The organism is Microbacterium hydrocarbonoxydans (genome assembly GCF_000956475.1).
Taxonomy (GTDB): Bacteria; Actinomycetota; Actinomycetes; order Actinomycetales; family Microbacteriaceae; genus Microbacterium; species Microbacterium hydrocarbonoxydans_A.
Genome location: NZ_JYJB01000004.1, coordinates 105530 through 130284 on the forward strand (window position 1 = coordinate 105530; position 24755 = coordinate 130284).

A 24755-nucleotide genomic window follows, 5' to 3' on the forward strand; every position below is an offset into this window, starting at 1 on the left:
CACATGAAGCTCGAGCTGCGCGGGATAACGAAGAGGTTTGGCGCGCTGACTGCCAACGACCACATCGATCTGGTCGTCCAACCCGGAGAGATCCACTGCCTTCTGGGCGAGAACGGCGCCGGGAAGTCGACTCTGATGAACGTGCTCTACGGCCTGTACCAGGCCGACGAGGGGCAGATCCTCATCGACGACGTCGTCCAGCACTTCGCGGGCCCCGGCGACGCGATGAAGGCCGGGATCGGCATGGTGCACCAGCACTTCATGCTCGTGCCCGTCTTCACCGTCGCCGAGAACGTGATGCTGGGTCACGAGAAGACCACCGCCGGAGGCCGCCTCGATATCGCCGCCGCACGCCGGCAGGTGAAGGACATCTCCGATCGCTTCGGATTCGACGTCGACCCGGATGCGGTGGTGGAAGACCTCCCCGTCGGCGTGCAGCAGCGCGTCGAGATCATCAAGGCGCTGGCTCGCGACGCCAGCATCCTCGTCTTCGACGAGCCCACGGCCGTGCTCACCCCTCAGGAGACCGATGAGCTGATGGCGACGATGCGTCAGCTGCGCGAGCGCGGCACGGCGATCGTCTTCATCACGCACAAGCTGCGCGAGGTCCGCGAGGTGGCCGATCGCATCACTGTGATCCGCCTCGGCAAGGTCGTCGGCGAGGCGTCTCCGACGGCGTCGAACACCGAGCTCGCGTCGCTCATGGTGGGCCGGGCGGTCGAGCTCACGGTGCACAAGGACGCCCCCAGGCTGCGCAGCAACTCCCTTGTGGTCGAGAACCTCACGGTCACGGATGCGGCGGGCGCGGTTCTCGTCGACGAGGCCTCGTTCGAGGTGCGCGGCGGCGAAGTGCTCGCGATCGCCGGGGTCCAGGGCAACGGCCAGACCGAGCTCACCGAGGCTCTGCTCGGCCTCCAGGAGAAGGTGCGCGGCAGCGTCCGCCTGAACGGCCAGGAGCTCGTCGGACGCAGTGTGCGGCAGATCCTGGATGCCGGTGTCGGCTTCGTCCCGGAGGATCGGGGTGTAGACGGCCTCGTCAAGGAGTTCTCGATCGCCGAGAACCTGATGCTCGATCGATCGAACGGCGCTCCGTTCGTCAAGAACGGCGCTCTGCAGCTGAGGGCCCGTGATGAGTTCGCGAAGGCGAAGATCGCAGAGTTCGACATCCGCACACAGGGGCCGACTCAGGCGGCCGGCCGCCTCTCCGGCGGCAACCAGCAGAAGATCGTGCTGGCGCGCGAACTGAGCCGCGAGCTCTCGCTGTTCGTCGCCGCCCAGCCGACCCGAGGGGTCGACGTCGGCTCCATCGAGTTCATCCACAAGCGCGTGATCGAGACCCGCGACGCCGGAGTGCCCGTGATCGTGATCTCGACCGAGCTCGACGAGGTCGCGGCCCTTGCCGATCGCATCCTGGTGATGTATCGGGGCCGCATCGTGGGCATCGTCCCGGGCGACACACCGCGTGACGTGCTCGGACTGATGATGGCGGGCGCCGCCGTGAACGAAGGAGCACAGGCATGACCGCCGCTCAGACTCAGCCGGCGACCGAGATCGCGCCGAAGGCGCCGAAGCCCTCGAAGTGGCGGAGAGCGCTCACCGAGATCGTGAACGGCAACGCGCTCGTGTCGGTTCTCGCGGTGCTCGTGGCCATCGTCGTCGGCTCCCTGATGATCGCCCTGACCGACCCTGCAGTGCAGGCCGCGGCCGGCTACTTCTTCGCGGCGCCCATGGACACTTTCAGCGCGATCGGGAGCGCCGTCGGGGGAGCGTACTCGGCTCTGTTCCGCGGTTCGATCTACAACTTCAACGCCGACTCGTTCGCGATCGGCATTCGCCCTCTGACCGAGACGCTGAAGTTCGCGACGCCGCTGATCGCCGCAGGCCTCGGCGTGGGACTTGCGTTCCGCGCCGGCCTGTTCAACATCGGCGGCCAGGGGCAGATGCTGATGGCCGCTGCCGCCGCCGGATACGTCGCCACCGCCTGGGAGCTGCCGTTCCCGCTGCACCTGATCGCCGCGCTCGTCGCCGGCATCGTCGCTGGTGCGATCTGGGCCGGCATCGCAGGGCTGCTCAAGGCGCGCACCGGCGCACATGAGGTGATCGTCACGATCATGCTCAACCACATCGCGTTCTACCTCCTGGCGTGGATGCTGGCTACTCAGGGCCTGCTGCAGGCGCCGGGATCCAACAACCCGAAGACCGCGCCCATGGCGGAGTCCGCCGTGTTCCCGCTGATCCTCGGGCCGATGTACAAGCTGCACCTCGGGTTCCTCCTGGCGCTGGTCGCCGTCGCGATCACGTGGTGGTTGCTGGAGCGCTCGAGCCTGGGCTTCCGGTTCCGTGCGGTGGGCGAGAATCCCGCCGCGGCCCGCACCGCGGGCATCTCGGTCGGACGCATGTACTTCACCGTCATGCTCATCGCCGGTGCGCTGGTCGGTCTCGCCGGCGTGAGCCAGGTGCTCGGCACCGAGCCGAAGGGCTTCAGCGGTGGCATCGATGCCGGGATCGGCTTCGACGCGATCACGGTCGCCCTCCTCGGACGCTCGCGTCCACTCGGCATCCTGTGGGCCGGTCTCCTCTTCGGGGCGTTCAAGACCGGAGGTTTCACGATGCAGGCGTCGCAGGGCGTCCCGATCGAGATCGTCCTGGTCGTGCAGTCGCTGATCGTGCTGTTCATCGCCGCTCCGCCGCTCGTGCGGGCGATGTTCGGGCTGCCGCAGCCGGGCGTCGCGACTCGCCGACAGCGTCGCGCCGCGAAGAAGGAGGTGGCGGCATGACCGCTGTGACTCTCGACGCAGAGCCCCGCACCGTCGCCGTCGTCTCGTGGAAGACGCCGGTCATCTTCACGGTCGTCACCGTGCTGTTCGCTCTTCTGCCGCTCTTCGTGCCGCGCCCAGGGGATTCGACGTTCCGCCTCACGGCCGGTGGCGAGATCCTCGCGCTGCCGAACGTCGTCGTGCCGGGCACGGCGACGGCGTGGGTCGCGGTGTTCGTCGCCGCAGCCGTCACCGCCATCGCCTGGTGGCTGGCCGCCACGCGTCGCACGGTGCCGCTGTGGCTCACCGCCATCTTCGCCGCGGCGCTGATCATCGGCTTCCTCGCCTGGGCCGCGGCCGGCAGCAAGGGCACGCTGCCGATGATCGGACTCCTCAGCGGGGCGCTGGCGCTCGCGACGCCGTTGATCTTCGGCGCTCTGGGCGGTGTGATCGGCGAGCGCGCCGGTGTCGTCAACATCGCGATCGAAGCGCAGCTGCTGGCCGGCGCGTTCACCGCCGCGATCGTCGGCTCGGCGACCGGCACGCCGTGGGCGGGCCTCGTCGCCGCCATGGTCGCCGGCGTCCTGGTCGCGCTGGTCCTCGGCGTCTTCGCGATCACCTATCACGTCGATCAGGTCATCGTCGGCGTCGTGCTGAACGTTCTCGTGATCGGCGTGACGACGTTCCTGTTCCGGCAGGTGCTCGCGCCGAACCAGGCCACGCTGAACACCGTCACGCCCTTCCCGAAGCTGCCGATCCCGCTCCTCAGCGAGATCCCGATCATCGGGCCGATCCTGTTCACGCAGACCATCGTCGTGTACCTCATGTACGTCGTCGTCTTCGTGGTCTGGTACGGCATGTACCGCACCCGCTGGGGGCTGCGCATGCGCGCGGTCGGCGAGCATCCGCAGGCAGCCGACACAGTGGGCATCAACGTCGCCCGCACCCGCTACATGAACGTGCTGATCGCGGGTGCGATCGCCGGGATGGGCGGTGCGTTCTACACCCTGGTCTCGGTGCCGCGGTTCAACCCGGAGATGACGGCGGGTGCCGGCTTCATCGCGCTCGCCGCCGTGATCTTCGGCAAGTGGGACCCGATCAAGGCGACGCTCGCAGCGCTGCTGTTCGGGTTCGCGACCAACCTGCAGGGCGTGCTCAGCGTCATCGGGTCGCCCGTGCCGAGCCAGTTCATGCTGATGCTTCCGTACGTCGTCACGATCTTCGCGGTGGCCGGTCTCGTCGGGCGCTCTCGTCCGCCGGCGGCTGACGGCGAACCGTACATCAAGTCCTAGGAGTGAGAGAGATGACCGACATCGACTGGGATGAGCTGCGTCAGGTTGCCACCGACGCGATGACGAAGGCGTACGCACCGTACTCGCGCTATCGGGTCGGCGCAGCCGCCCTCGTGGACGACGGCCGCATGGTGGCCGGATGCAACGTCGAGAACGCGTCGTACGGCGTGACCCTGTGCGCCGAGTGTGCGCTGGTCGGCGATCTGCACATGTCCGGCGGCGGCAAGCTGGTCGCCTTCGTGTGTGTGAACAACGACGGCGAGACGATCATGCCGTGCGGCCGCTGCCGTCAGCTCCTGTTCGAGCACGCCACCCCCGGGATGCTCCTGGAGACCGTCTCCGGCATCCGGACGATCGATGAAGTACTGCCGGATGCGTTCGGCCCCCGTGACCTTGAGGATGTTCGCTGATGTCTGTTGAGCCCTTCGACGCCGTTGACGTCATCCGCGCGAAGCGCGACGGCGGGGTCGTGCCCGAGCCGGCGCTGCGCTGGATGGTCGACGCGTACACCCGCGGCTACGTCTCCGACGCCCAGATGGCGTCGTTCGCGATGGCCGTGTTCCAGCGCGGCATGCAACGAGACGAGATCCGCGTGCTCACGGACGCCATGATCGCGTCGGGGGAGCGGATGAGCTTCGCGAGCCTGGGCAAGAAGACCGTCGACAAGCACTCCACAGGCGGCGTGGGAGACAAGATCACGCTGCCACTCGCACCCCTCGTGGCCGTGTTCGGGGTCGCGGTGCCCCAGCTGTCCGGCCGGGGCCTGGGTCACACGGGCGGCACGCTCGACAAGCTCGAGTCGATCCCCGGCTGGCGCGCGGCGCTCAGCAACGAGGAGATGTTCGCCCAGATGCAGTCGGATGTCGGAGCAGTCATCTGCGCCGCCGGCTCCGGGCTCGCTCCGGCCGACAAGAAGCTGTACGCCCTGCGTGACGTCACGGGCACGGTCGAGGCGATCCCGCTGATCGCGTCGAGCATCATGTCGAAGAAGATCGCCGAGGGCACCGATGCGCTCGTGCTCGATGTGAAGTTCGGCTCGGGCGCCTTCATGCAGGACATCGATCGCGCCCGCGAGCTCGCCCGCACCATGGTCGCCCTCGGCACCGACTCCGGCGTTGCGACGACCGCGCTGCTCACCGACATGAACGTGCCTCTCGGACTCGCGATCGGCAATGCCAACGAGGTCCGCGAGTCGGTGGAGGTCCTGGCCGGCGGGGGCCCGGCAGACGTCCGGGAGCTCACGATCGCGCTCGCCCGAGAGATGCTGGCGCTGGCCGGTCAGCCCGATGCCGACGTCGAGAAGGCGCTGGACGACGGCCGTGCGATGGACAGCTGGAAGGCGATGATCCGCGCGCAGGACGGGGACCCGGATGCTCCGCTGCCCACCGCCCGCGAGACGCACATCGTCACCGCACCGAACGACGGCGTCGTCACACGCATGGAGGCGCTGCCGTTCGGCATCGCCGCATGGCGGCTCGGAGCGGGACGCGCCCGCGCCGAGGATCCGGTGATCTTCGAAGCGGGCATCGACCTGCACGCGAAGCCGGGAGACCGCGTGGTCGCCGGTCAGCCCTTGTTCACGCTGTCTGCGGCGGATGAGGCCCGCTTCCCGCGCGCGCTCGAGGCGCTCGAGGGATCGTGGGCCATCGGGGATGCGGCGACGGGTTCGGCGACCGGGTTCGAACGCGGCCCGATCGTGCGCGAGCGCATCACGGCGTGAGCCCGACCGCTAGCCTGAACTGAGCGAACCCGCGACCGAGAGGAATCCCATGTCGATCGACCAGAGCGGCGACGTCACCATCCAGGGTGCGTCGCTGCGCAGCCTTCCGAAGGTGTCGCTGCACGACCACCTCGACGGCGCGCTTCGCCCGTCCACGATCATCGAGCTGGCCGATGCCATCGGTCTCGACGTGCCCGAGCAGGACCCGGCCGCGCTCGGCACGTGGTTCGCCACCCAGAGCGATTCGGGCTCGCTCGTCGAGTACCTCAAGACCTTCGATCTCACGACGGCCGTCATGCAGACCCGCGAGGGTCTCACGCGGGTCGCGCGAGAGTTCGTGGAAGATCTCGCAGCGGACGGCGTGATCTACGGCGAGGTGCGCTGGGCGCCGGAGCAGCACCTCGGTCGCGGCCTGACTCTCGAGCAGGCCGTCGACGCCGTCCAGCAGGGGATCGAAGAGGGCGAAGACGCCGCGGATCGCTCAGGCAGCAGCATCCGCGTCGGCCAGCTGATCACCGCGATGCGCCACGCGGATCGCTCTCGCGAGATCGCCGAGCTGGCGGTCTCCTTCCGAGGCCGCGGCGCCGTGGGATTCGACATCGCGGGTGCCGAAGACGGCTTCCCCGCCTCGAACCACCGCGCGGCGTTCGACTATCTCGCCGAGAACTTCTTCCCGGTGACCGTGCACGCGGGCGAAGCCGCGGGGCTGGCGTCGATCCGCTCCGCGCTGATCGACGGCCGCGCCCTGCGCCTCGGCCACGGCGTGCGGATCGCCGAAGACCTCGAGGTGATCACGGAGGAGGGCGACGAGGTGCAGGTGCGGTTCGGCGACCTCGCTCGCTGGGTGCGCGACCGGGAGATCCCGCTCGAGCTGTCGCCCTCGTCGAACCTGCAGACCGGAGCGATCGCCAAGTGGGGCAAGACGCTCGCTGACCACCCGTTCGATCTGCTCTACCAGCTCGGCTTCGCGGTCACAGTGAACGTCGACAACCGCACCATGAGTGCCACCTCGCTCACGCGCGAGCTCGCGCTCCTCGTCGAGGCGTTCGAATACGACCTCGATGACCTCGAGACCTTCCAGTTCAACGCGGCGGCCGCAGCCTTCCTGCCGGTCGAGGAGCGCGAGGAGCTGGTCGAGATCATCGCCGAAGGCTTCGACGTCTAAGCCGTGGCGACCGGGGGGAGGCGACGGCGGAAGGCCGTCGCGATGATCATCTGTGCTGTCGTGCTTCTGGGAGGCGGTGCGGCAGGTGTGTTCGCGTGGACGGCTGCGGCGCGAGAGCCGGCAGTTCCGCGCGCGGAGGCGGGAGCCATCGAGCATCCGCCGTTGAGCCCTGTGCAGCGGCTGTTGCGCGATGCGGACGACCCGCTCGCGTGCGCCGTGAGCTTCACCGGAGACGGTGCGCCGGCGGAGCCCATGCTGCAGCATCAGGACGCCCTCTATCAGGATCTGCCGATCCCGTCGCAGGACGGGCGCGTGTTCGGCGGCTGGTACCCGACGGCTGAGAGCGCCGCCGCGTTCGATCAGACGGCCAGGGTCAATGGTGCGGACGCCGTGGTGTGCCAGGACCAGCAGGTGCAGCTGTACGGGGCGTGGATGACGCCAGAGCAGAACGTCGCCGAGAACGCGCAGATCCCGATCCTGATGTATCACCAGTTCACGGCCAAGCCCGAAGGGGAGTCGGGCTGGCTGCGCGGCAACTACGCCTACATAGGCGACTTCGATGCGCAGATGAGTCACATCGCGTCGAGCGGGTTCTACATGCCCACGTGGGACGAGCTGAGCGCGTTCATCGACGGCCGGCTGTATCTTCCGGCGCATTCGGTCATCATCACCGACGACGATGCGGATCAGAGCTGGTTCGATCTCGCCGTGCCGGTCATCGACAAGTACAAGCTGCTGTCGACCTCGTTCATGATCACGGCGTATCGGCAGGATCCCCCGCCCTCCATCTACGTGCAGCGTCGTTCGCACACCCACGACATGCACCAGGCCGGCGACAACGGGAAGGGGCGGATGGTCAACTGGACAGCCGATCAGATCGCCGCCGACCTGAACACCTCGGGCGACATCCTCGGCGTGCGTCAGGTGATGGCGTACCCGTATGGCCACTACAACGACACCGCCAAGCAGGGAGTCGCGCAGGCCGGATACGAGATGGCTCGCACGATCGAACCGGGGCTGGTGACGATCGGCACCGACAAGCTCGCGCTGCCGGTCGTGCGCATCGACTACGGAATGACGGTCGACGCGCTGATCAAGCGCATCGGCTGAGCAGGCTCGCACGGCAGGATGGTGACATGCCTGCTGCCTCTGTCTTCATCACCGGTCCCGCCTCTTGGAACTCGATCGTCGTGCTCGACCGATTGCCCGAGCCGGTGCCGCACATGCAGTTCGCCGAGGACAGCTGGGACACGGTCGGCGGAACCAGCGCAGGCAAGGCCCTGAGCCTGACCGGCCTTGGTCGTTCGGTGCTGCTGTACGCCTTGGCCGCTGATGATGAGCACGCCGTCCGGGTGCAGGCGGCGTTGGCGGATGCCGGGGTGCCGACCCACTGGGGACCCGCCGAAGCCACAGAGCGGCACGTGAACCTGATGACGCGGCAGGGCGGACGGGTGTCGCTGTATCTGGCCTCTCCATCGGCGACCGACGGCGCCGAGGACGAGGAGCTGCGCGCGGCGATGGCGGATGCCGATGCGATCGTGCTGGATCTCGCCGCCGAGCCGCTGCGACTTCTGCCGCTCGCAAGAGAGACCGGCCGGCCGATCTGGGTCGACGTGCACGACTACGACGGAGAGGCGGAGTTTCATCGGCCGTTCCTGGAGGCCGCGGATGCCGTGTTCTGCAACGCCGACCGGCTCGAGGATCCGGTGGCTTTCCTGCAGTCGACGATCGCCGCAGGCGCGACGCTGGCCGTGTGCACCCTGGGCGCGGAGGGCGCTGTCGCGGTGGATGCCGGGGGAGCCGTGCACCGCGTCGGCGCCGTGCCCGTCGAGGTCGTCGACACGAACGGTGCGGGTGACGCATTCCTCGCCGGAGTGCTCGACGCATCCCTCGCGAGGGCATCGGTGCCCGATGCCCTCGCCGCAGGAGCCCGGTCGGCATCCTCCGTGCTCGGCACTCGGCACCTGCATCCGCTGCTCGACCAGGTCCTGGGTTCCTGACCCTGAGCCTGTCGAAGGGCCGTCACCTTGCGTTGCGCGTCGACGGGCTCGGCGACCCGGTAGCGGTGCCGGTTCAGGCGTCCAGTGCCGCTCTCTCTCGCCGGACAGCCGCGCGGTAGGCGTCTTTATTGACGTAGTAGGCCATGCGGTCGAGACCGAGATAGTGATAACCGCCGGTGACGTCGGGCCAGGGATCGCCGGTGACGCGGTCACGGAATGCCGTTGCCGTCGCGGCGGAGGCGTCGAGGTACGCCGCCAGCAGCTCGGCCTGCTCGTAGCGGCCCTGCCAGCCGATCCCGGAGGCCTCGATCATGCCCACCACGTAGAGCCCGTTGAACGACGCGGGGAACATGTTGAGGAAGAGCCGGGGCGCAGCGCCTTGCCACTGCAGGTGCGCGCGGTCGACGAAGGGGTAGTCGAGCCGGTATCCGGTCGCGAGGATGATGAGGTCGTACTCGCCGGAGGTGCCGTCGCTGAAATGCACGGTGTCGCCGTCGAACCGCTCGATGTCGGGCCGGATTCGCAGATCTCCCTGACCGAGATGGTGCAGGACGAGCGTGTTCACGATCGGGTGCGATTCGTAGATGCGGTAGTCGGGCTTCGGGAATCCGAATCGCACGGGGTCGCCTGTGAATGCCCGAAGCACCCTGCTGTCGACGGCCTGCTTGAGACGCGCAGGCAGTGGCCTGCCCTGGTTGAGAGTGTCGCTCGGGCGGCCGAAGAGATATCGCGGAACGAAGTAGTACCCCCGCCGCACGCTCATGTCGATCGACGCCGCGCGATGCACGGCATCCACCGCGATGTCGCAGCCCGAGTTCCCCGCGCCGATCAGCAGCACCCTCTTACCGGTGAGCTGGGCCGCGCTCTTGTACGACGACGTGTGCATGACCTCGCCCGTGAACTCGCCGGGGAAGGTCGGGATGTTCGGATGCGCCAGCGTGCCGTTCGCCAGAACCACGCCGTCGTAACGGCGGGTCTGCTCGCCTTCGGGGCCGGTGCTCGTGAGGTCCCAGCCGTCGTCACAGGGCTCGAGCCTGGTCACCGTCGTGCCGAAGCGGAACAGGGAGTTCAGACCGAAGTGCTCCGCATAGTCGCGAAAGTAGTCGAGCAGCACGCGGTGACCGGGATAGTCGACGGTCGTGCGCATCGGGAACTCTGCGAACTCGGTGGTCGTGCGCGAAGAGATCAGATGCGCGGATTCGTACACGGTGCTGCGCGGGTTCGTGATGTCCCAGAGCCCGCCGACGCCGTGCGAGGCTTCGTATCCCTCGACGCGGATGCTGCGCCGGCTCAGCGCACGCGCAGAGGCGAGCCCCGAAGGGCCCGCCCCGATGATCGCGTAGGTGCTCATCACACCATGATGGCCTCCTGGCGCGCGATCACGGCATCTCGGATCGCCGCGAACAGCGGATGCTCGGGGTCGAGGCCCGTCGCGGAAGCCGTGAACGATTCGGCATCCTCGTTGCGCAGCCGCTCCTGCAGCTCGACCGACTGCTCGTCGGCCGGGTCGTCGAACTCGAGCGCGGCGGCGACCGCCGCTGTGAGAGCGCTCGACGACAGGCCGCGCTCGGCGGCCATCGCCGCGGGGCCGATGAACCTCTCGTTCCGCGAGATCTTGCGCAGCGGCTGGCGGCCGACGCGCTGCACCGTGTCGACGAGCTCGGGATTGCGGAAGCGGTCGAGGATCTTCGCGCGGTACTCCGCCAGCTCGGCCGGATCCAGCCCATGCTCCTCGACCAGGACAGCCGAGGTCTCTTCCAGTGCTGCTGAGACCTGCGCCGCGATCTTCGGGTCGGCGAGCGCATCCGAGATCCGCTCGATCCCGGCCCGCGCGCCGAAGTACGCCGTGGCGGCGTGCCCCGTGTTGACGGTGAACAGCTTGCGCTCGATGTACGGAGCGAGGTCGTCGACGAAGTGCGCGCCGGGGATCGACGGAAGCGCTCCGTCGAAGGGACCGGATTCGATCGCCCACTCGAAGTACGGCTCGACGGTCACGTCGACCCCGGCTCCCGCAGGCTGCGCGGGCACGATCCGGTCGACCGCGGTGTTCGCGAAGACGGCGCCCGCGGTGAGGGCGTCGGCATCCGCTCCCGCAGCGGTCACCACCTCGTCGCGCAGCTGATCCGTCGCGCCGATCGCGTTCTCGCAGGCCATGACCTGGAGGGGAGCGGCGTCAGGGCTCCGGCGGCGAAGACCCTCGACGATCGCCGGTGCGACGAAGCGCAGCACGGTCGGGCCCACCGCTGTGGTCACCACGTCGGCCGTCGCGATCTCCTCGGCCAGACCGTCAGGGGCCAGACGGCTGTTGACCGCCCGGAACCCGGTGACGACCCGGTTCACTCCGCCAGGACCGGCCTCGCGCACGGTGTACTCGGACGCCGCGTTGATCGCATCGACCAGCGCGTCGGCCACGTCGGAGAAGACGACCTCATAGCCGCCCTCGTGGAGCAGCAGGCCGACGAACCCGCGGCCGATGTTCCCCGCGCCGAAGTGGACGGCCTTCATCCCTCGTTCACCGCCGACAGCAGGGCATACAGATCTTCCGGAGTCGCCGCTGCGTTGAGCCTCGCCACATCGTCCTCATCGGAGAACAGGATCGCGATCTGCGAGAGGATCTCGAGGTGCTCGTCTCCGCGGCCGGCGATGCCGATCACGAAGTTCGCCTGCTCGCCCGCCCAGTCCACGCCGCCGTCGTACCGCACGACGGAGAGAGCGGATGCCAGGATCGTGTCCTTCATCTCGTTCGTGCCGTGCGGGATCGCCAGGCCGTTGCCCATGTAGGTCGACACGGTCTCCTCGCGCTGACGCATGGCGTCGAGGTAGGCGGGCGTGACCGCCCCGGCGGCCACGAGGATGTCGGTGGCCTCCTGCAGGGCCGCCTCCTGCGAGACGGAGCCCGCGTGGATGCGGATCTGGCCGAGTGTGAGAACGCTCATCATGCTTCCTTTCGCTGGTCCTGAACCATCTGGACGACCTCTTCGTACTTCGGAGAGTTCATGAAGTTGTCGACCGAGATGTGGATCGAGTTCGGCGACTGCGCCTTCGCGCGATCGGTCAGCTGCTGCTGGGTGATCACGACGTCGGCAGTGCCGTCGAGGTTGGCGATGGCCTGATTGACGATCTTCAGATCCTCGATGCCCGCCTTCTTGAACTTGTTGCGCAGCACGCTCGCGCCCATGGCCGACGAGCCCATGCCGGCGTCGCACGCGAACACGATGCTCTCGATCGGGGCGGTGGAGACCGCGGTGGGGGCGGCGGACTTCGACACCAGACCGCTCAGTGCCTCGGAGGACTTGCCCTTGTTGGCCTCGGTCTGTGCGACGGCTGCGGCGAAGGCGTCCTCCTTCTCGAGATCCTTCTTGCGGCTGGCGCGGAGGATCACCGTGGCGATGATGAACGTGACTGCGGCGGAGAGGATGACCGAGAGGATCACGCCCACGTAGTCGGTGCGGTACGTCTGGCCGAGCACGGCGATGATGCTCCCCGGCGCCGCAGGGGCGACGAGTCCCGTGCCGAACAGCATGTTCGTGGTCACGCCGGTCATGCCACCGGCGATCAGGGCGAGGATCAGAACGGGCTTCATCAGCGCGTACGGGAAGTACACCTCATGGATGCCGCCGAAGAACTGGATCACCGCGGCACCCGGCGCGGACGCGCGCGCTGCACCGATGCCGAACAGCGTGAACGCCAGGAGCAGACCGACACCGGGCCCGGGGTTGGCCTCGAGAAGGAACAGGATCGACTTGCCGCTTTCGGTGGCCTGCTGGGTGCCGAGCGGGGTGAGCACGCCGTGGTTGATGGCGTTGTTGAGGAAGAACACTTTCGCGGGCTCAATGATGATGCTCGTGAGCGGAAGCAGGTTCGTGTCGACCAGCCAGTTCACGACCGAGGACAGCACGTTCATGATGCCGTTGACGAGCCAGGCGACCGGATAGAAGCCGACGATCACCATCACGAAGCCCCAGATGCCCGCCGAGAACATGTTCACGAGCATCTCGAAGCCGGCCTTGATCTTGCCTTCCCAGAGGGAGTCCAGCCACTTCATGGTGTATGCCGCAAGCGGCGCCATGATCATCGCGCCGATGAACATGTGGATCTGGCCGAGGGTCTTCGCGTCGGGGTCGGCTGCGAGCAGCTGCTCGTTGTACTGAGCGATCAGGAAGTCGGATCCGGCGATGACGCCCATCACGGCGATCGCCGCGACGACGCCACCACGCGTCTTGTAGACGATCGTGCCGCCGGTGTAGGCGATGATGATCGGCAGCAGGTAGTGGATCATCGGCCCGACGATCGTCGCCAGCTGCGCGTTCGGCGTCCAACCGACGTCGATGAACAAAGCGGTGATGATGCCCCACGCGATCAGCGCGGGGATGTTAGGCATGATCATGCCCGAGAGGAACGTGCCGAAACGCTGCACGCCCACGCGGAGGCCACCGGGCTTGGTGGCGGATGACGTCGTCGTCATGATGTCGCTTCTTTCTGGTGAGGGGGAGATCAGTGCTGGGGGAGGGATGCCGCGAGCTGGGCCGCGGCGGTGCGGGCGGATGCCGCGTCATCTGCGGCGAGGGCCGCCTCGGCGAGCTGCTTCGCCTCGTCGAGGGTGCGGCCGAGAAGCATCTGCCGGACGTCGGCGAGTGCGGCCGGCGCCATCGAGAGGCTGGTCGCGCCGAGACCGACGAGGACGACGGCCAGCAGCGGGTCGGCAGCGGCCTCTCCGCAGATGCCGACGGGCTTGCCGAGCCGGGCGCCGGCGGCGCCCACCTCGCGCACCAGGCGCAGCACCGCCGGGTGCCACGGATCCTGGAAGTCGGCGACGGAGCCGAGCATGCGGTCGGCGGCCATGGTGTACTGCGTCAGGTCGTTGGTGCCGATCGAGGCGAAGTCCGCGTGTGCGAGCACGCGGTCGGCCAGGAGCGCCGCGGCCGGCACCTCGACCATGACTCCGGGAGTCTTCAGGCCGTACTCGCGCGCGAGGGCGGTGAAGTACTTCGTCTCCTCGACGGTGGCCACCATGGGTGCCATGACCCACAGATCGGCCTCGGTCGCGGCATCCGCTTCGGCGAGCGCGGTCAGCTGCTCGCGCAGGATGTCCTCGCTGGCGCGGAGCGCCCGGAGGCCGCGGAGGCCGAGCGCCGGGTTCTCCTCGTGCGCGTCGTTGAGGAACGCCAGCGGCTTGTCGGCGCCGGCGTCGAGCATACGCACGACCACCTTCTTGCCGGGGAACGCCGCGAGCAGCTCGCGATACGACTCGCGCTGCTGCTCCACGGTCGGCGCCTGCGCGGATGAGAGGAACAGGAACTCGGTGCGGAACAGGCCGACGCCCTCGGCGCCCCGAGCGACCGCATCAGCGGCATCCGCGGGCTTTCCGAGGTTCGCCAGCAGCGGGATCGCGGTGCCGTCGGCGAGCGCTCCGGGTGTGAGCGGGGCGGCCACAGCCGAGAGCCGGTCGGCGGCGCGCTGCGCGGCGCGTTCGAGCTCCTCGGCAGACGGGTCGGTCACGACCACGCCGCTCGACGCATCCACGATCACGGTCTCGCCGTCGCGGAGGCCGGCGGCCTCGGCCGCGCCCACGATGGCGACGATCCCCTTCTCACGGGCGAGGATCGCCGTGTGCGAGGTCGGACCCCCGTCGGTGGTGACAAGAGCGAGCACCTGGTCGAGCTTCAGCAGGGCCGTGTCCGCAGGAGCGAGGTCACGGGCGACCAGGACGAAGGGATGCCCGGGGTCGGGGACGCCGGGGGCGGCGACGCCGCGCAGGTGCGCGAGCACCCGCTGTGCGATGTCCTCGAGATCGGCCGCCCGCTCGCCGAGGTAGCCCCCGACGGCCTCGAGCGTCGCCCGGAAGCCGGCGAACGCGTCGTGCACCGCCCACTCGGCGGTGGTTCCCGCGTCGATGCGGGTGTCGACCTCGTCCTGCAGGGTCGGGTCCTCGGCGATCATGGCCTGGGCCTCGAGGACCTCTTGGGCCGCGCCCCCCGCGAGATCACCGCGTTCGGTGAGCTCGGCGGCCACGGCCGAGATGGCCTCGCGAGCACGTGCGCGCTCGGCATCCGCTCCGATCGTGCTGGACGTCTTCTCAGGCGCGGGAAGCGCCTCCGTCATCCGGATCACCGGCCCCTGGGCGATGCCGAGGCCGATCCCCACTCCGCGCAGCTCGCTCATCAGGCACTCTCCGCATCGTGGTCGGTGGTGAGCAGCTCGGTGAGCGTGTCGAGCACGGCATCCGCGCCGTCGCCGTCCGCCGTGAGCGTCACGTAGTCGCCGAATTCGATGGCCAGTCCGATGACGCCGAGAATGCTGGCGGCGTTGACAGGAGATCCGGCGTCCTTCGCGATGGTCACCGGGATGCCGGAGTCCTTCGCAGCCTGAGCGAACAGCTTCGCGGGGCGGGCGTGCAGCCCGTGCGACGATCCGATCCGGACGGTACGTGTGACGGTCATGATCTTCCTTCCGATGTGGTGCGGGGTTCTGCGAGGGCGGCGCGGGCGAGGGCGAGTGTTCGTCGCCCGTCGCGATCGTCGAAGATGTCGTCGGGGAGCACGGCGATCGGCATCGGGAGGACCTCCCGCAGATCGACGGCCCGCTCCTTCAGGTGGGGGCCGACGAGGATCAGATCCGCGCTGGACTCGGTCACCGACTGGGCCGTTCCAGCGGACGTCTCCCAGTCAAGACCTGCCGATTCGGCCGCGCGGCGCAGCCGCTGGGCCACGAACGTGCTCGACGCGCCTGCGCCGCAGATGACCAGGATCTTCATCGATTCCGCCTTTCTGAGAACAGTCTGTGAGCCGAGGGGTGCATCTGCCAACAAGAAGATTTCCGCCCCCGCGGAACGTCGTCTTCCGGCCTCGCACGCGCGGATGCTGACATCATGGAGACGCGGGACACAGGCGTCGCCCGCGCGGAGGAGTCGGAGGCACATGTCGCGTCAGCGTCAGGATCAGCTCCTCGCCGCCCTGCTGCGCCAGGACACGTGGGTGACCGCCGCGAGCCTCGCCGACCTTCTCGGTGTGACACCGCGCAGCATCCGCTCCTATGTGGCCTCGCTGAACGCGCGGGTCACCGACGCGGACGCCGTCGAATCCGGTCCGGCCGGATACCGCGCCGGCCCCGCCGCACGCGATGCGCTTCGCACACGCACGGGGGAGAGCACGCCGCGCCATCGCCTCCACGCCGTGGTGCGCATGCTGCTCGACGACGCCGAGGGCATCGACGTGTTCGAGGCCGCCGCACGCCTGCATGTGAGCGAGGCGACCCTGGAAGCCGATCTCACTCGCGTGCGTGGCCTGCTCGGCGACACCGGGCTCGTCCTCGAGCGCGATCGCGAACTGGTGCGCCTGAGGGGCTCTGAGGAGGCGCGGCGCCGGCTGATCAGCGGTCTGGCGCACGACGAATCGGACACCGCGTCCTTCCACCCCGAGGCATTCCGCACCGCGCTCGTCGGGAACGCGGTCGACACGAGCGCCGTCGGCCCGTTCAAGACCGCCCTCGTCGAAGAGCTGGGGGCTCTCGGCTACTACGTCAACGAGCTCGCGATCTCCGACGTGCTGCTGCACATCGCGATCGCCGCCGACCGGGTCGCCGCGGGTCACGCGCTCGACGCGGCGGAGACAGCCACTCGCGAGGAGATCCCCAGGGTCGGGGCGGTCGTCGCGAGGCTCGCCCGCGAGCATTTCGGCGTGCGTCTCGGCGAAGGCGACGTGGCGCATCTCGCCTCGCTCGTGCTGACCAGGGTCGTCGCGCCGGGGGACAGCGCCACGCAGGACGCGGCGCGCAGCGGCGTCGAACCGCGGGTCGAGCAGGCGGTGCGAGGCGAGCTCCAGCGGGCGGCGGCTGATTACCGGCTCGACCTCGTCGACGACACCTTCGTGCTGAGGCTGTCCCTGCACATCCAGAATCTGCTTCGGCGTGCAGAGAGCAGGGCGCTGTCGCGGAATCCGCTGACGCGGTCGCTGAAGTCGACGTATCCGATGATCTTCGAGGTCGCCGTGTCGATCGCCAGCGGACTCCATGACCGGCTGGGCTCACCCATTCACGACGACGAGATCGCGTACATCGCGATGCACGTCGGCGGGCGGCTCGAACGCAGTCGCGCCGCGGCATCGATCCTCACCGCCACGATCGTGTGCCCCGGGTACTACGAGCTGCACGAGCTGCTGCGCTCGAGCGTCGACCGCTCCCTCGGGTCGGCGATCGAGGTGACGGGAGTGGTGACCAGCGTCGATCCGGACTGGTCATCCTTCAACACCGATCTGGTGCTGTCGACGATCGACCCTGCGGTCGGTGACGACCGCGTGATCAGGATCCACCCGTTCTTCTCGGACACGGATGCCGAACGGGTGCAGCAGGCCGCTGCGCGGCTCCGCCGGGCGCGCAGGCTGAACCGGCTGCGTGAGGAGCTGTCGCGATACTTCGACGCAGAGGCTTTCGTGCACCCCCTTCCCGATGAGGGCGAAGAGGGCATCATCCGCCGTCTCGGCGGCCTGCTGGTGAGCCGGGGTCTGATCGGCACCGACTACGTCGAGAACACGATCGTGCGCGAGCAGATGTCGTCGACCGCATTCACCGACGCGCTCGCGGTGCCGCATGCGCTGCAGATGACGGCGTCGCGCACCGCGATCGCGATCGGCGTCGCCGACGGATCGGTGGCGTGGGGCGACGGAAGGGTGCAGGTGGTCGCCCTCGCCGCATTCAGCGAGAGCGACCGGGCCGCGTTCCAGACCGTGTTCGAGCAGCTCGTCGAGGTGTTCAGCGAACGCGACAGCGTGCAGCGCATCGTGCGTCGTGGGACGAGCTTCGAGATGTTCCTCGACGAGCTGGTCGCCGTGATCGACGGCTGATCAGCCCTTCGGGTCGAGCACCGCCGAGAGCGCGTCGAGCAGAGCGGCGGATGCCGGAGCATCCGCCGTCTCCAAAGTGACCACATCGCCCTCCGCGAGGTCGAGCATCATCACCGCGAGAACGCTGCGGAGATCGGCCTCTGCACCTGTGTCCTTGCGCACGACGACCGGATCGTCATGATCCATCGCCAGGCGGACGAGCTCCGCGACGGGTCGCGCATGGCCGCCGTTCAGAGCGGTGATCGTGACCCGTCGCGTCGCCATGCCGGTCTCGCTCAGGAGCGCTCCTCGAGGAGAGCGCGCACGCCGGCCTCGAGATCGGCGACCGCCTGCCTCGCGCCGTCGGTCGAGTCGGACCTGGCGTCGATGTACACCTTGAGCTTGGGCTCGGTGCCGCTCGGACGAACGATCACGCGCGAGCCGTCTGCCAGGCGGTAGCGCAGCACATCGCCGGAGGGCGCACCGGCCGGCGCCTGGAGCAGATCCTCGGCCGACGCGATGGCCTGCGCCCCGATGTGCGCAGGCGGAAGCGTCCGCAGCGACAGCATGACCCGGCCGATGATCGACAGGTCGTCGACGCGCACCGAGACCTGACCGCTGGCGAAGTGGCCGTACGCCTCGCCGAGTTCGGCGAGGAGGTCGGCGATGGTGAGGTCGCGCTCACGGGCCTCGGCGGCGAGACCCAGAATGGCGACGGCGGCCGAGATGCCGTCCTTGTCGCGCACGGTCGCAGGGTTGACCAGGTAGCCCAGCGCCTCCTCGAAGCCGAACACGATGCCGGGGGCGCGGGAGATCCACTTGAAGCCGGTGAGCGTCTCGTGGAAGTCCAGTCCATGGTGCGCGGCGATCGCGCCGAGACCGGGGGAGGAGACCAGCGAGCATGCCAGGGAGGCGCCCGGCGTGCCCTGCGCGGCGCGCGCAGCGCGCGCACCGAGCAGCAGCCCGACCTCGTTGCCGGTGAGGCGGCGCCAGCCGCCGTCGGCCGAGGCGTCAGGGATCGCCACGGCGAGCCGGTCGGCGTCGGGGTCATTCGCGAGGATGAAGTCCGCCTCCACCCGGCGGGCCCTCGCGAATGCGAGATCCATCGCGCCGGGCTCCTCGGGGTTCGGGAACGAGACGGTGCGGAACGTGGCATCCGGGCGCAGCTGCTCGTCGACGACGAGCGGCTGCGGGTAACCCGCAGCTGTGACGATGCGTGAGAACGTCTCCCAGCCGACGCCGTGCATCGCGGTGTAGACCCAGCGGAGCCCTGCGGCGGCTTCGGGCGCCGGAGCGACCTCGGCGGTGGCCGCGACATAGGCGTCGACGACGTCCTCACCCGCGGTCTCGTATGCGCGGGAGCGCGGAAGCACGCCGACGTCGCCGGCATCCGCCACCCGCTGGATGTGCGCGGCGATCTCGGCATCCGCGGGTGCCACGATCTGCGATCCTTCGTCTGCGCCGCCGAGGTAGACCTTGTAGCCGTTGTCGTTCGGCGGATTGTGACTCGCCGTGACCATGACCCCGGCGTCGGCGCCGAAATGGCGCACTGCGAACGCGAGCACGGGCGTCGGCAGCAGGCGAGGGAGGAGGATCGCCCGCATCCCCGCACCGGCGAACAGCTCGGCCGAGTCGGTCGCGAAGACCCGGGAGTTGCGCCGGCCGTCGTAGCCGATCACGACGGTCGGGATGCGCCCTGCGGCCTTCTCGAGCAGATAGGCGGCGAATCCTGCGGCGGCCTGGGCGACCAGCACGCGGTTCATCCGGTTGCTGCCTGCGCCGAGCTCGCCGCGCAGGCCCGCCGTTCCGAAGGCGAGACGGGAATCGAAGCGATCGGCGAGGTCCGCCACGGCCGCGTCGTCTCCGGCCGAGGCGCGCGTGATCACGCCGGCCAGCTCATCGCGGGTCTGATGGTCGGGATCCTGCCGCAGCCAGGCGCGCGCTGTGGCGAGAAGCGCGTCGTTCACAGCGCCTCGATGACGCGGGCGAGCAGCTTGGTGATCACCGGTTCGGCGTGCTGTCCGGCCTCGATGACCTCGGCGTGGCTGAGCGGGGTCTGCTGGATGCCGGCGGCGAGGTTCGTGATGAGCGAGAAGCCGAGGATCTCCATGCCCGCCTCCCGTGCCGCGATGGCTTCCAGGGCGGTGGACATGCCGACGATGTGGCCGCCGATGATCTTCGCCATCTGGACCTCGGCCGGCGTCTCGTAGTGCGGACCGCGGAACTGCGTGTAGACACCCTCGTCGAGCGTCGGGTCGATCGTGCGCGCGATGTCGCGCAGCCGCTTCGAGTAGAGGTCGGTCAGGTCGACGAACGTCGCCCCTTCGAGGGGGGAGTCGGCGGTGAGGTTGATGTGGTCGCTGATCAGGACGGGCTGGCCCGGCTTCCAGGTCTCGCGGATGCCGCCGGCGCCGTTGGTGAGGACCATGATCTTCGCCCCCGTGGCCGCGGCCGTGCGGACCGAGTGGACGACGCGTCGGACGCCGTGGTCTTCGTAGTAGTGCGTGCGCGCGCCGATCACGAGGACGTTCTTGCCGTCGGGGGTGCGGATGCTGCGCAGGGTGCCGACGTGGCCCTCCAGCGCGGGCTTGGAGAAGCCGGTGACCTCGGTCGCGGGGATCGTCGCGACGGTCTCGCCGATGATGTCGGCCGCCTTGCCCCAGCCGGAGCCGAGCGTGAGGGCGATGTCGTGCTTGTCGACTCCCGAGAGCCGAGCGATGTCCGCCGCGGCAGTGGCGGCGATCTCGAACGGGTTCACGGACGGGTCATCAAGCGGATTGCTGTGGTTAACGGGCATGCGTCCACTCTATGAACGTGGCGGCTCACCCGCCAGGATTGCGGAAGAATGGAAGGCATGTCTTTCACCCCTTTTGAGCGCACCCAGCGCGTCGCCGTCCTCGGCGGCGGTCCCGGCGGTTACGAAGCAGCTCTGGCGGCCGCCCAGCTCGGAGCCGAGGTGACCCTGGTCGAGCGCGTCGGCATCGGAGGGTCGGCCGTGCTCACCGACGTCGTGCCCTCCAAGAGCCTGATCGCCACAGCCGATGCGGCCGTCGCGATCTCCGAGGCCAGTGACCTCGGCGTGAACTTCTACGCCAAGAGCGAGAGCGGCAAGCCGCTCAAGCCGGAGATCGCGATCAATCTCGCCGCAGTGAACAAGCGGCTCATCGCGCTGGCCGGTCAGCAGTCGGAAGACATGCGGGCTGCCGTCCTCGACGCCGGCGTGCGGGTGCTCTCCGGCCACGGCAGGCTCGAGGGCGCGAACGCGATCGTCGTGTCGACCGGGGTCGACGGCACCGACTTCGATCGCATCGAAGCAGACACGATCGTCGTCGCCGTCGGCGCGTCGCCGCGCGAACTGGACTCTGCCAAGCCCGACGGCAAGCGCATCCTCACCTGGACGCAGCTGTACGACATGAAGGCGCTCCCCGAGCACCTCATCGTGGTGGGCTCCGGAGTCACCGGCGCGGAGTTCGCCTCGGCGTACATGAACCTCGGTGCCAAGGTCACGCTGATCTCGAGCCGCGATCAGGTGCTGCCCGGCTCCGACCAGGATGCGGCCCGCGTGCTGGAGAAGGTGTTCAAGCGCGGGGGCATGCAGGTTCTGTCGAAGTCCCGCGCCGACAAGGTCGAGGTCACCAAGGACGGGGTCGTCGCGACGCTGTCGGACGGCACGACGGTCGCGGGCTCGCACTGCCTGATGGCGGTCGGCTCGATCCCGAACACGGCCGGAATCGGGCTGGAGGATGCCGGAGTCGAGCTGACCGACTCGGGGCACATCCGCGTGAACAAGGTCGCCCGCACCTCGGTGCCCAACATCTACGCGGCCGGCGACTGCACGAACTTCTTCCCTCTGGCATCCGTCGCATCCATGCAGGGGCGCACCGCCGTGTTCCACGCACTGGGTGACATCGTGATCCCGCTCGAGCTGCGCAAGATCACCTCGAACATCTTCACGGCCCCGGAGATCGCGACGGTCGGGTTCAGCGAGCAGGACGTGGAGGACGGCATCGCCGACGGCCTCGTCTACAAGCTCCCCCTGGCGGCGAACCCTCGCGCGAAGATGATGGGCATCAAGGACGGCTTCGTGAAGCTGATCGCCCGCAAGGGGTCGGGCACCGTGATCGGCGGCGTGATCGTGGCCCCGAAGGCGTCGGAGCTGATCTATCCGATCGCGGTCGCCGTCGAGCGCCGCCTGACGGTCGACCAGGTCTCCCGCGTGTTCGCCGCGTACCCGTCGCTCTCGTCGAGCATCACGGACGCGTCGCGCGCGATGCACAAGGTCGTCTCGGGCTGAGTCCCGGACGCGGCAGACGACTCGTGGTCGCAGAGGGGGATGACCGCACGGAGCGGATCCCGGTGAGCTGGCCGCGGCGCTGGGGGCCGAGCCGGAGATCACGGCCGCTCTTCATCGTCATCGGCGGTGCAGCCACCGCTCTCGTCTTCGCGGCGATGATCCCGGCAGCAGCACGCGAGGGGGCCGCGGTGCTGGCCCCGGTGAGCCTCGTCGTACTGGGCGCTGGAGCGTCGCTGCTGGGGCTTCGTCAGCCGTTCGGAAAGAAGGCGCCGGAGTTCGTCGACTCCGTGGCGCTGACGAACGCAGAGTCGATGCCGCCTGACTCCTGGGTGCACTTCATCCGGCAGCGGCGCGCCGGACTGCTGACGACGCTGGCGCTATGGTCGTTCGCCGTCGTGCCCGCCGTTCTCGTCGTCGCGGCGATCCTCATCGGCACCAGCGGCCGGCCGCAGGCGCTGCTGGGGCTGGTGATCGCGCTGCCTGCGGCCGTGGTCATGGTGTGGACGGCCGTGCATCAGTCGATCGCGGAGTTCCGTCTCGGCTCGTTCGGGCGGCGCCCTGTCGGGCTCACGATCGGCCGCTCCGGCATCGCGATGATCCGCGTCGGCGATCCGCTGTACGTGCCCTGGAGCTCCGTGGTCTCGGTCACCGCTCTCTCGATGGGAGGGCACAGGCGGTACACGCCGCCCCTGCCTCTCATCGAAGTGCGCCTGCGCGGCGAGGAGACCGAGGTGCTGACGCTGACGCCCGCGGGCACGGATGTGCATCCGTGGGTGGTGCTGGCGGCGCTCTCGCACTATCTCGATCACCCCGCCGACCGGGCCGAACTGGGTACGACCTTCGGTCAGCGCCGCGTCGAGCGCTGGAATGCGGCGATCAGCTGATCGTGAGCAGCTGATGCCCTGCGGAGACCGTCGCTCCGGCATCCGCGCTGATGTTGCCCACCACGCCGTCCTTGTGCGCCTGCAGCGGCTGCTCCATCTTCATGGCTTCGAGCACGACGACCAGGTCGCCCTTGACGACCTGCTGGCCGTCTTCGACGGCGATCTTGACGACGGTGGCCTGCATGGGCGACTTCACGGCATCGCCGGAGGCGCCGGCGCTGACGCTGGTGGCGTGGCTGCGCCGTGACGGCGGCACGGCGGCCGGGCGGCCGACGGCGCTCACGGATGCCGCGACGCGGTCCGGCAGGCTGACCTCGAGGCGCTTGCCTCCCACCTCGACGACGACCGTGTGGCGGCCGGCCTGCTCCGCCGGAGCCTCCAGCTCACCGTCCCACGCGGGGATGTCGTTGACGAACTCGGTCTCGATCCAGCGGGTGAAGATGCCGAACTCGCCGTTCTCCGCCGTGAACGCGGGGTCGCGCACCACCTTGCGGTGGAACGGCAGCACCGTCGGCATTCCCGAGACCTCGAACTCGTCGAGGGCGCGACGGGACCGCTCGAGAGCCTCGGCGCGGTCCTTGCCGGTGACGATGATCTTCGCCAGAAGCGAGTCGAACGCGCCCGAGACGGAGTCGCCTGCGGTGACGCCCGAGTCAAGGCGAATGCCGGGGCCGCCGAAGGTCTTGAAGACGTGGATGGGGCCCGGCTGGGGGAGGAATCCTCGACCAGGGTCCTCGCCGTTGATGCGGAACTCGATCGAATGTCCCTGGGGCTCGGGGTCGGAGTAGTCGATGACGCCGCCGGCCGCGATGCGGAACTGCTCGCGCACCAGGTCGATGCCCGTGACCTCTTCGGACACGGGGTGCTCGACCTGGAGCCGGGTGTTCACCTCGAGGAAGGAGACGGTGCCGTCAGCGCCGATCAGGAACTCGCAGGTTCCGGCGCCGACGTAGCCGACCTCCTTGAGGATGGCCTTGGACGCCGAGTAGAGCTGGGCGTTCTGCTCGTCGGTGAGGAAGGGCGCAGGCGCTTCCTCGACGAGCTTCTGATGACGGCGCTGCAGCGAGCAGTCGCGCGTCGAGATGACGACCACATTGCCCTCGGCATCCGCCAGGCACTGCGTCTCGACGTGCCTCGGCTTGTCGAGGTACTTCTCGACGAAGCACTCGCCGCGCCCGAATGCCGCGACGGCCTCGCGCGTCGCCGATTCGAAGAGCTCTGCGACCTCGTCGAGCTCGCGGGCGACCTTGAGGCCGCGTCCGCCACCGCCGTACGCCGCTTTGATCGCGATGGGGAGTCCGTGCTCCTCGGCGAAGGCGATGACCTCGTCGGCCCCGGCCACGGGCCCGGGAGTGCCGGGGGCGAGAGGCGCCCCCACCTTCTCGGCGACGTGGCGTGCGGTGACCTTGTCTCCGAGCGCCTCGATGGCCTCGGGGGACGGTCCGATCCAGATCATGCCGGCGCCGATGACGGCACGGGCGAACTCTGCGTTCTCGGCGAGGAATCCGTAGCCGGGGTGCACGGCATCCGCTCCGGCGCGACGCGCCACCGAGAGGATCTTCTCGATCTGCAGGTAGGTCTCGGCGCTGGTCGCGCCGCCGAGGGCGTACGCCTCGTCTGCAAGACGGGTGTGCAGCGCGTCCCTGTCCTGATCGGCGTAGACGGCGACCGAGGCGATGCCCGAGTCACGGGCGGCGCGGATGATGCGGACGGCGATCTCGCCCCGGTTGGCGATAAGAACCTTCTCGATGGGCATGACTGTCAGCCTATCGAGAACGCCCCCGATCTCTTTGACGACTCTCCACAAGAAAGCTCTGGAAACGTGTCG

Annotated in this window: 22 protein-coding genes; 11 read left to right on the forward strand and 11 right to left on the reverse strand. The window is 68.9% G+C overall.

Translation table 11 applies throughout. The features are described 5' to 3' along the window. Nucleotides 1–3 precede the first annotated feature (3 nt). From RS84_RS01730 to RS84_RS01765, 8 genes are read left to right on the forward strand one after another with little or no spacing between them, the layout of a single operon-like run. Nucleotides 4–1521 carry an ABC transporter ATP-binding protein gene (locus RS84_RS01730; protein ID WP_045256030.1) on the forward strand — a complete coding sequence of 506 codons (1518 nt, stop codon included), beginning with the start codon at nucleotides 4–6 and terminating at the stop codon, nucleotides 1519–1521. Beyond that, entirely contained in the window at nucleotides 1518–2777 is a 1260-nt protein-coding gene (locus RS84_RS01735) for an ABC transporter permease (RefSeq protein WP_045256031.1), read from the forward strand. Before RS84_RS01730 ends, RS84_RS01735 begins: the two co-directional genes overlap by 4 nt. Then, nucleotides 2774–4048 (forward strand): ABC transporter permease, encoded by a 1275-nt coding sequence (locus RS84_RS01740; RefSeq protein ID WP_045256032.1) that lies wholly within the window; start codon nucleotides 2774–2776, stop codon nucleotides 4046–4048. Before RS84_RS01735 ends, RS84_RS01740 begins: the two co-directional genes overlap by 4 nt. An 11-nt stretch (nucleotides 4049–4059) precedes the next feature. After that, complete coding sequence (locus RS84_RS01745; protein ID WP_045256033.1) at nucleotides 4060–4458, forward strand: cytidine deaminase; 399 nt, start codon at nucleotides 4060–4062, stop codon at nucleotides 4456–4458. Further along, nucleotides 4458–5768, forward strand: coding sequence for a thymidine phosphorylase (locus RS84_RS01750; protein ID WP_045256034.1), 1311 nt, complete (start codon nucleotides 4458–4460; stop codon nucleotides 5766–5768). Before RS84_RS01745 ends, RS84_RS01750 begins: the two co-directional genes overlap by 1 nt. Nucleotides 5769–5817: 49 nt before the next feature. Next, nucleotides 5818–6933 (forward strand): adenosine deaminase, encoded by a 1116-nt coding sequence (locus tag RS84_RS01755; protein WP_045256035.1) that lies wholly within the window; start codon nucleotides 5818–5820, stop codon nucleotides 6931–6933. A 42-nt stretch (nucleotides 6934–6975) separates the two neighbouring features. Continuing rightward, nucleotides 6976–8043 (forward strand): polysaccharide deacetylase family protein, encoded by a 1068-nt coding sequence (locus RS84_RS01760; protein ID WP_045256036.1) that lies wholly within the window; start codon nucleotides 6976–6978, stop codon nucleotides 8041–8043. Between the two features lie 26 nt (nucleotides 8044–8069). After that, complete coding sequence (locus RS84_RS01765; RefSeq protein WP_045256037.1) at nucleotides 8070–8933, forward strand: carbohydrate kinase family protein; 864 nt, start codon at nucleotides 8070–8072, stop codon at nucleotides 8931–8933. A 73-nt stretch (nucleotides 8934–9006) separates the two neighbouring features. On the opposite strand, the gene RS84_RS01770 is transcribed toward RS84_RS01765, so the two are convergent. Genes RS84_RS01770 through RS84_RS01800 form a run of 7 tightly spaced genes read right to left on the reverse strand, consistent with a single transcriptional unit; the run spans nucleotide 9007 to nucleotide 15687 of the window. After that, nucleotides 9007–10284 carry a flavin-containing monooxygenase gene (locus RS84_RS01770; protein ID WP_045256038.1) on the reverse strand — a complete coding sequence of 426 codons (1278 nt, stop codon included), beginning with the start codon at nucleotides 10282–10284 and terminating at the stop codon, nucleotides 9007–9009. Further along, nucleotides 10284–11438, reverse strand: coding sequence for a mannitol-1-phosphate 5-dehydrogenase (locus tag RS84_RS01775; RefSeq protein WP_045256039.1), 1155 nt, complete (start codon nucleotides 11436–11438; stop codon nucleotides 10284–10286). Before RS84_RS01775 ends, RS84_RS01770 begins: the two co-directional genes overlap by 1 nt. Continuing rightward, nucleotides 11435–11869 carry a PTS sugar transporter subunit IIA gene (locus RS84_RS01780; protein WP_045256040.1) on the reverse strand — a complete coding sequence of 145 codons (435 nt, stop codon included), beginning with the start codon at nucleotides 11867–11869 and terminating at the stop codon, nucleotides 11435–11437. The genes RS84_RS01775 and RS84_RS01780 overlap by 4 nt, the downstream gene beginning before the upstream one ends. Beyond that, the gene (locus tag RS84_RS01785; RefSeq protein ID WP_045256041.1) at nucleotides 11869–13398 is read right to left on the reverse strand and encodes a PTS mannitol transporter subunit IICB; all 1530 of its coding nucleotides are present in this window, start codon (nucleotides 13396–13398) and stop codon (nucleotides 11869–11871) included. The genes RS84_RS01780 and RS84_RS01785 overlap by 1 nt, the downstream gene beginning before the upstream one ends. A gap of 29 nt (nucleotides 13399–13427) precedes the next feature. Beyond that, complete coding sequence (gene ptsP, locus RS84_RS01790) at nucleotides 13428–15095, reverse strand: phosphoenolpyruvate--protein phosphotransferase (protein WP_082061993.1); 1668 nt, start codon at nucleotides 15093–15095, stop codon at nucleotides 13428–13430. After that, nucleotides 15095–15373 carry an HPr family phosphocarrier protein gene (locus RS84_RS01795; protein ID WP_045256042.1) on the reverse strand — a complete coding sequence of 93 codons (279 nt, stop codon included), beginning with the start codon at nucleotides 15371–15373 and terminating at the stop codon, nucleotides 15095–15097. The genes ptsP and RS84_RS01795 overlap by 1 nt, the downstream gene beginning before the upstream one ends. Further along, nucleotides 15370–15687: a PTS sugar transporter subunit IIB gene (locus RS84_RS01800; protein WP_045256043.1), complete on the reverse strand. Its 318-nt coding sequence runs from the start codon at nucleotides 15685–15687 to the stop codon at nucleotides 15370–15372. The genes RS84_RS01795 and RS84_RS01800 overlap by 4 nt, the downstream gene beginning before the upstream one ends. Before the next feature lie 163 nt (nucleotides 15688–15850). Between RS84_RS01800 and RS84_RS01805 the strand changes: the two genes are divergently transcribed. Further along, complete coding sequence (locus RS84_RS01805) at nucleotides 15851–17770, forward strand: BglG family transcription antiterminator (RefSeq protein ID WP_045256044.1); 1920 nt, start codon at nucleotides 15851–15853, stop codon at nucleotides 17768–17770. Here the strand turns inward: RS84_RS01805 and RS84_RS01810 are convergent, their stop codons facing one another. The 3 genes from RS84_RS01810 to RS84_RS01820 are packed head-to-tail and all read right to left on the reverse strand — an operon-like array spanning nucleotide 17771 to nucleotide 20546. Then, nucleotides 17771–18034 (reverse strand): HPr family phosphocarrier protein, encoded by a 264-nt coding sequence (locus RS84_RS01810; protein ID WP_045256045.1) that lies wholly within the window; start codon nucleotides 18032–18034, stop codon nucleotides 17771–17773. Between the two features lie 11 nt (nucleotides 18035–18045). Beyond that, nucleotides 18046–19716: a phospho-sugar mutase gene (locus RS84_RS01815; RefSeq protein WP_045256046.1), complete on the reverse strand. Its 1671-nt coding sequence runs from the start codon at nucleotides 19714–19716 to the stop codon at nucleotides 18046–18048. Then, complete coding sequence (locus RS84_RS01820; protein WP_045256047.1) at nucleotides 19713–20546, reverse strand: purine-nucleoside phosphorylase; 834 nt, start codon at nucleotides 20544–20546, stop codon at nucleotides 19713–19715. Before RS84_RS01820 ends, RS84_RS01815 begins: the two co-directional genes overlap by 4 nt. 48 nt (nucleotides 20547–20594) lie before the next feature. Between RS84_RS01820 and RS84_RS01825 the strand changes: the two genes are divergently transcribed. Together RS84_RS01825 and RS84_RS01830 are read left to right on the forward strand one after the other, a co-directional pair. Then, on the forward strand, nucleotides 20595–22043 hold the full coding sequence (locus RS84_RS01825) for an NAD(P)H-quinone dehydrogenase (protein ID WP_414738808.1): 1449 nt from the start codon (nucleotides 20595–20597) through the stop codon (nucleotides 22041–22043). A 62-nt stretch (nucleotides 22044–22105) separates the two neighbouring features. Continuing rightward, entirely contained in the window at nucleotides 22106–22927 is an 822-nt protein-coding gene (locus RS84_RS01830; protein ID WP_152641727.1) for a hypothetical protein, read from the forward strand. Here the strand turns inward: RS84_RS01830 and RS84_RS01835 are convergent. Beyond that, nucleotides 22920–24683 carry an acetyl/propionyl/methylcrotonyl-CoA carboxylase subunit alpha gene (locus RS84_RS01835; protein WP_045256049.1) on the reverse strand — a complete coding sequence of 588 codons (1764 nt, stop codon included), beginning with the start codon at nucleotides 24681–24683 and terminating at the stop codon, nucleotides 22920–22922. The two genes, RS84_RS01830 and RS84_RS01835, sit on opposite strands and share 8 nt — an antisense overlap. Nucleotides 24684–24755 lie beyond the last annotated feature (72 nt).

Coding starts and splice junctions, on each gene's coding strand:
- RS84_RS01750 (WP_045256034.1), top strand. CDS start 4,458: ATGTCTGTTGAGCCCTTCGACGCCGTTGACGTCATCCGCGCGAAGCGC.
- RS84_RS01730 (WP_045256030.1), top strand. CDS start 4: ATGAAGCTCGAGCTGCGCGGGATAACGAAGAGGTTTGGCGCGCTGACT.
- RS84_RS01765 (WP_045256037.1), top strand. CDS start 8,070: ATGCCTGCTGCCTCTGTCTTCATCACCGGTCCCGCCTCTTGGAACTCG.
- RS84_RS01795 (WP_045256042.1), bottom strand. CDS start 15,373: ATGACCGTCACACGTACCGTCCGGATCGGATCGTCGCACGGGCTGCAC.
- RS84_RS01825 (WP_414738808.1), top strand. CDS start 20,595: ATGGAAGGCATGTCTTTCACCCCTTTTGAGCGCACCCAGCGCGTCGCC.
- RS84_RS01810 (WP_045256045.1), bottom strand. CDS start 18,034: ATGGCGACGCGACGGGTCACGATCACCGCTCTGAACGGCGGCCATGCG.
- RS84_RS01775 (WP_045256039.1), bottom strand. CDS start 11,438: ATGAAGGCCGTCCACTTCGGCGCGGGGAACATCGGCCGCGGGTTCGTC.
- RS84_RS01805 (WP_045256044.1), top strand. CDS start 15,851: ATGTCGCGTCAGCGTCAGGATCAGCTCCTCGCCGCCCTGCTGCGCCAG.
- RS84_RS01785 (WP_045256041.1), bottom strand. CDS start 13,398: ATGACGACGACGTCATCCGCCACCAAGCCCGGTGGCCTCCGCGTGGGC.
- RS84_RS01735 (WP_045256031.1), top strand. CDS start 1,518: ATGACCGCCGCTCAGACTCAGCCGGCGACCGAGATCGCGCCGAAGGCG.
- RS84_RS01755 (WP_045256035.1), top strand. CDS start 5,818: ATGTCGATCGACCAGAGCGGCGACGTCACCATCCAGGGTGCGTCGCTG.
- RS84_RS01760 (WP_045256036.1), top strand. CDS start 6,976: ATGATCATCTGTGCTGTCGTGCTTCTGGGAGGCGGTGCGGCAGGTGTG.
- RS84_RS01745 (WP_045256033.1), top strand. CDS start 4,060: ATGACCGACATCGACTGGGATGAGCTGCGTCAGGTTGCCACCGACGCG.
- RS84_RS01835 (WP_045256049.1), bottom strand. CDS start 24,683: ATGCCCATCGAGAAGGTTCTTATCGCCAACCGGGGCGAGATCGCCGTC.
- ptsP (WP_082061993.1), bottom strand. CDS start 15,095: ATGAGCGAGCTGCGCGGAGTGGGGATCGGCCTCGGCATCGCCCAGGGG.
- RS84_RS01780 (WP_045256040.1), bottom strand. CDS start 11,869: ATGAGCGTTCTCACACTCGGCCAGATCCGCATCCACGCGGGCTCCGTC.
- RS84_RS01820 (WP_045256047.1), bottom strand. CDS start 20,546: ATGCCCGTTAACCACAGCAATCCGCTTGATGACCCGTCCGTGAACCCG.
- RS84_RS01800 (WP_045256043.1), bottom strand. CDS start 15,687: ATGAAGATCCTGGTCATCTGCGGCGCAGGCGCGTCGAGCACGTTCGTG.
- RS84_RS01740 (WP_045256032.1), top strand. CDS start 2,774: ATGACCGCTGTGACTCTCGACGCAGAGCCCCGCACCGTCGCCGTCGTC.
- RS84_RS01770 (WP_045256038.1), bottom strand. CDS start 10,284: ATGAGCACCTACGCGATCATCGGGGCGGGCCCTTCGGGGCTCGCCTCT.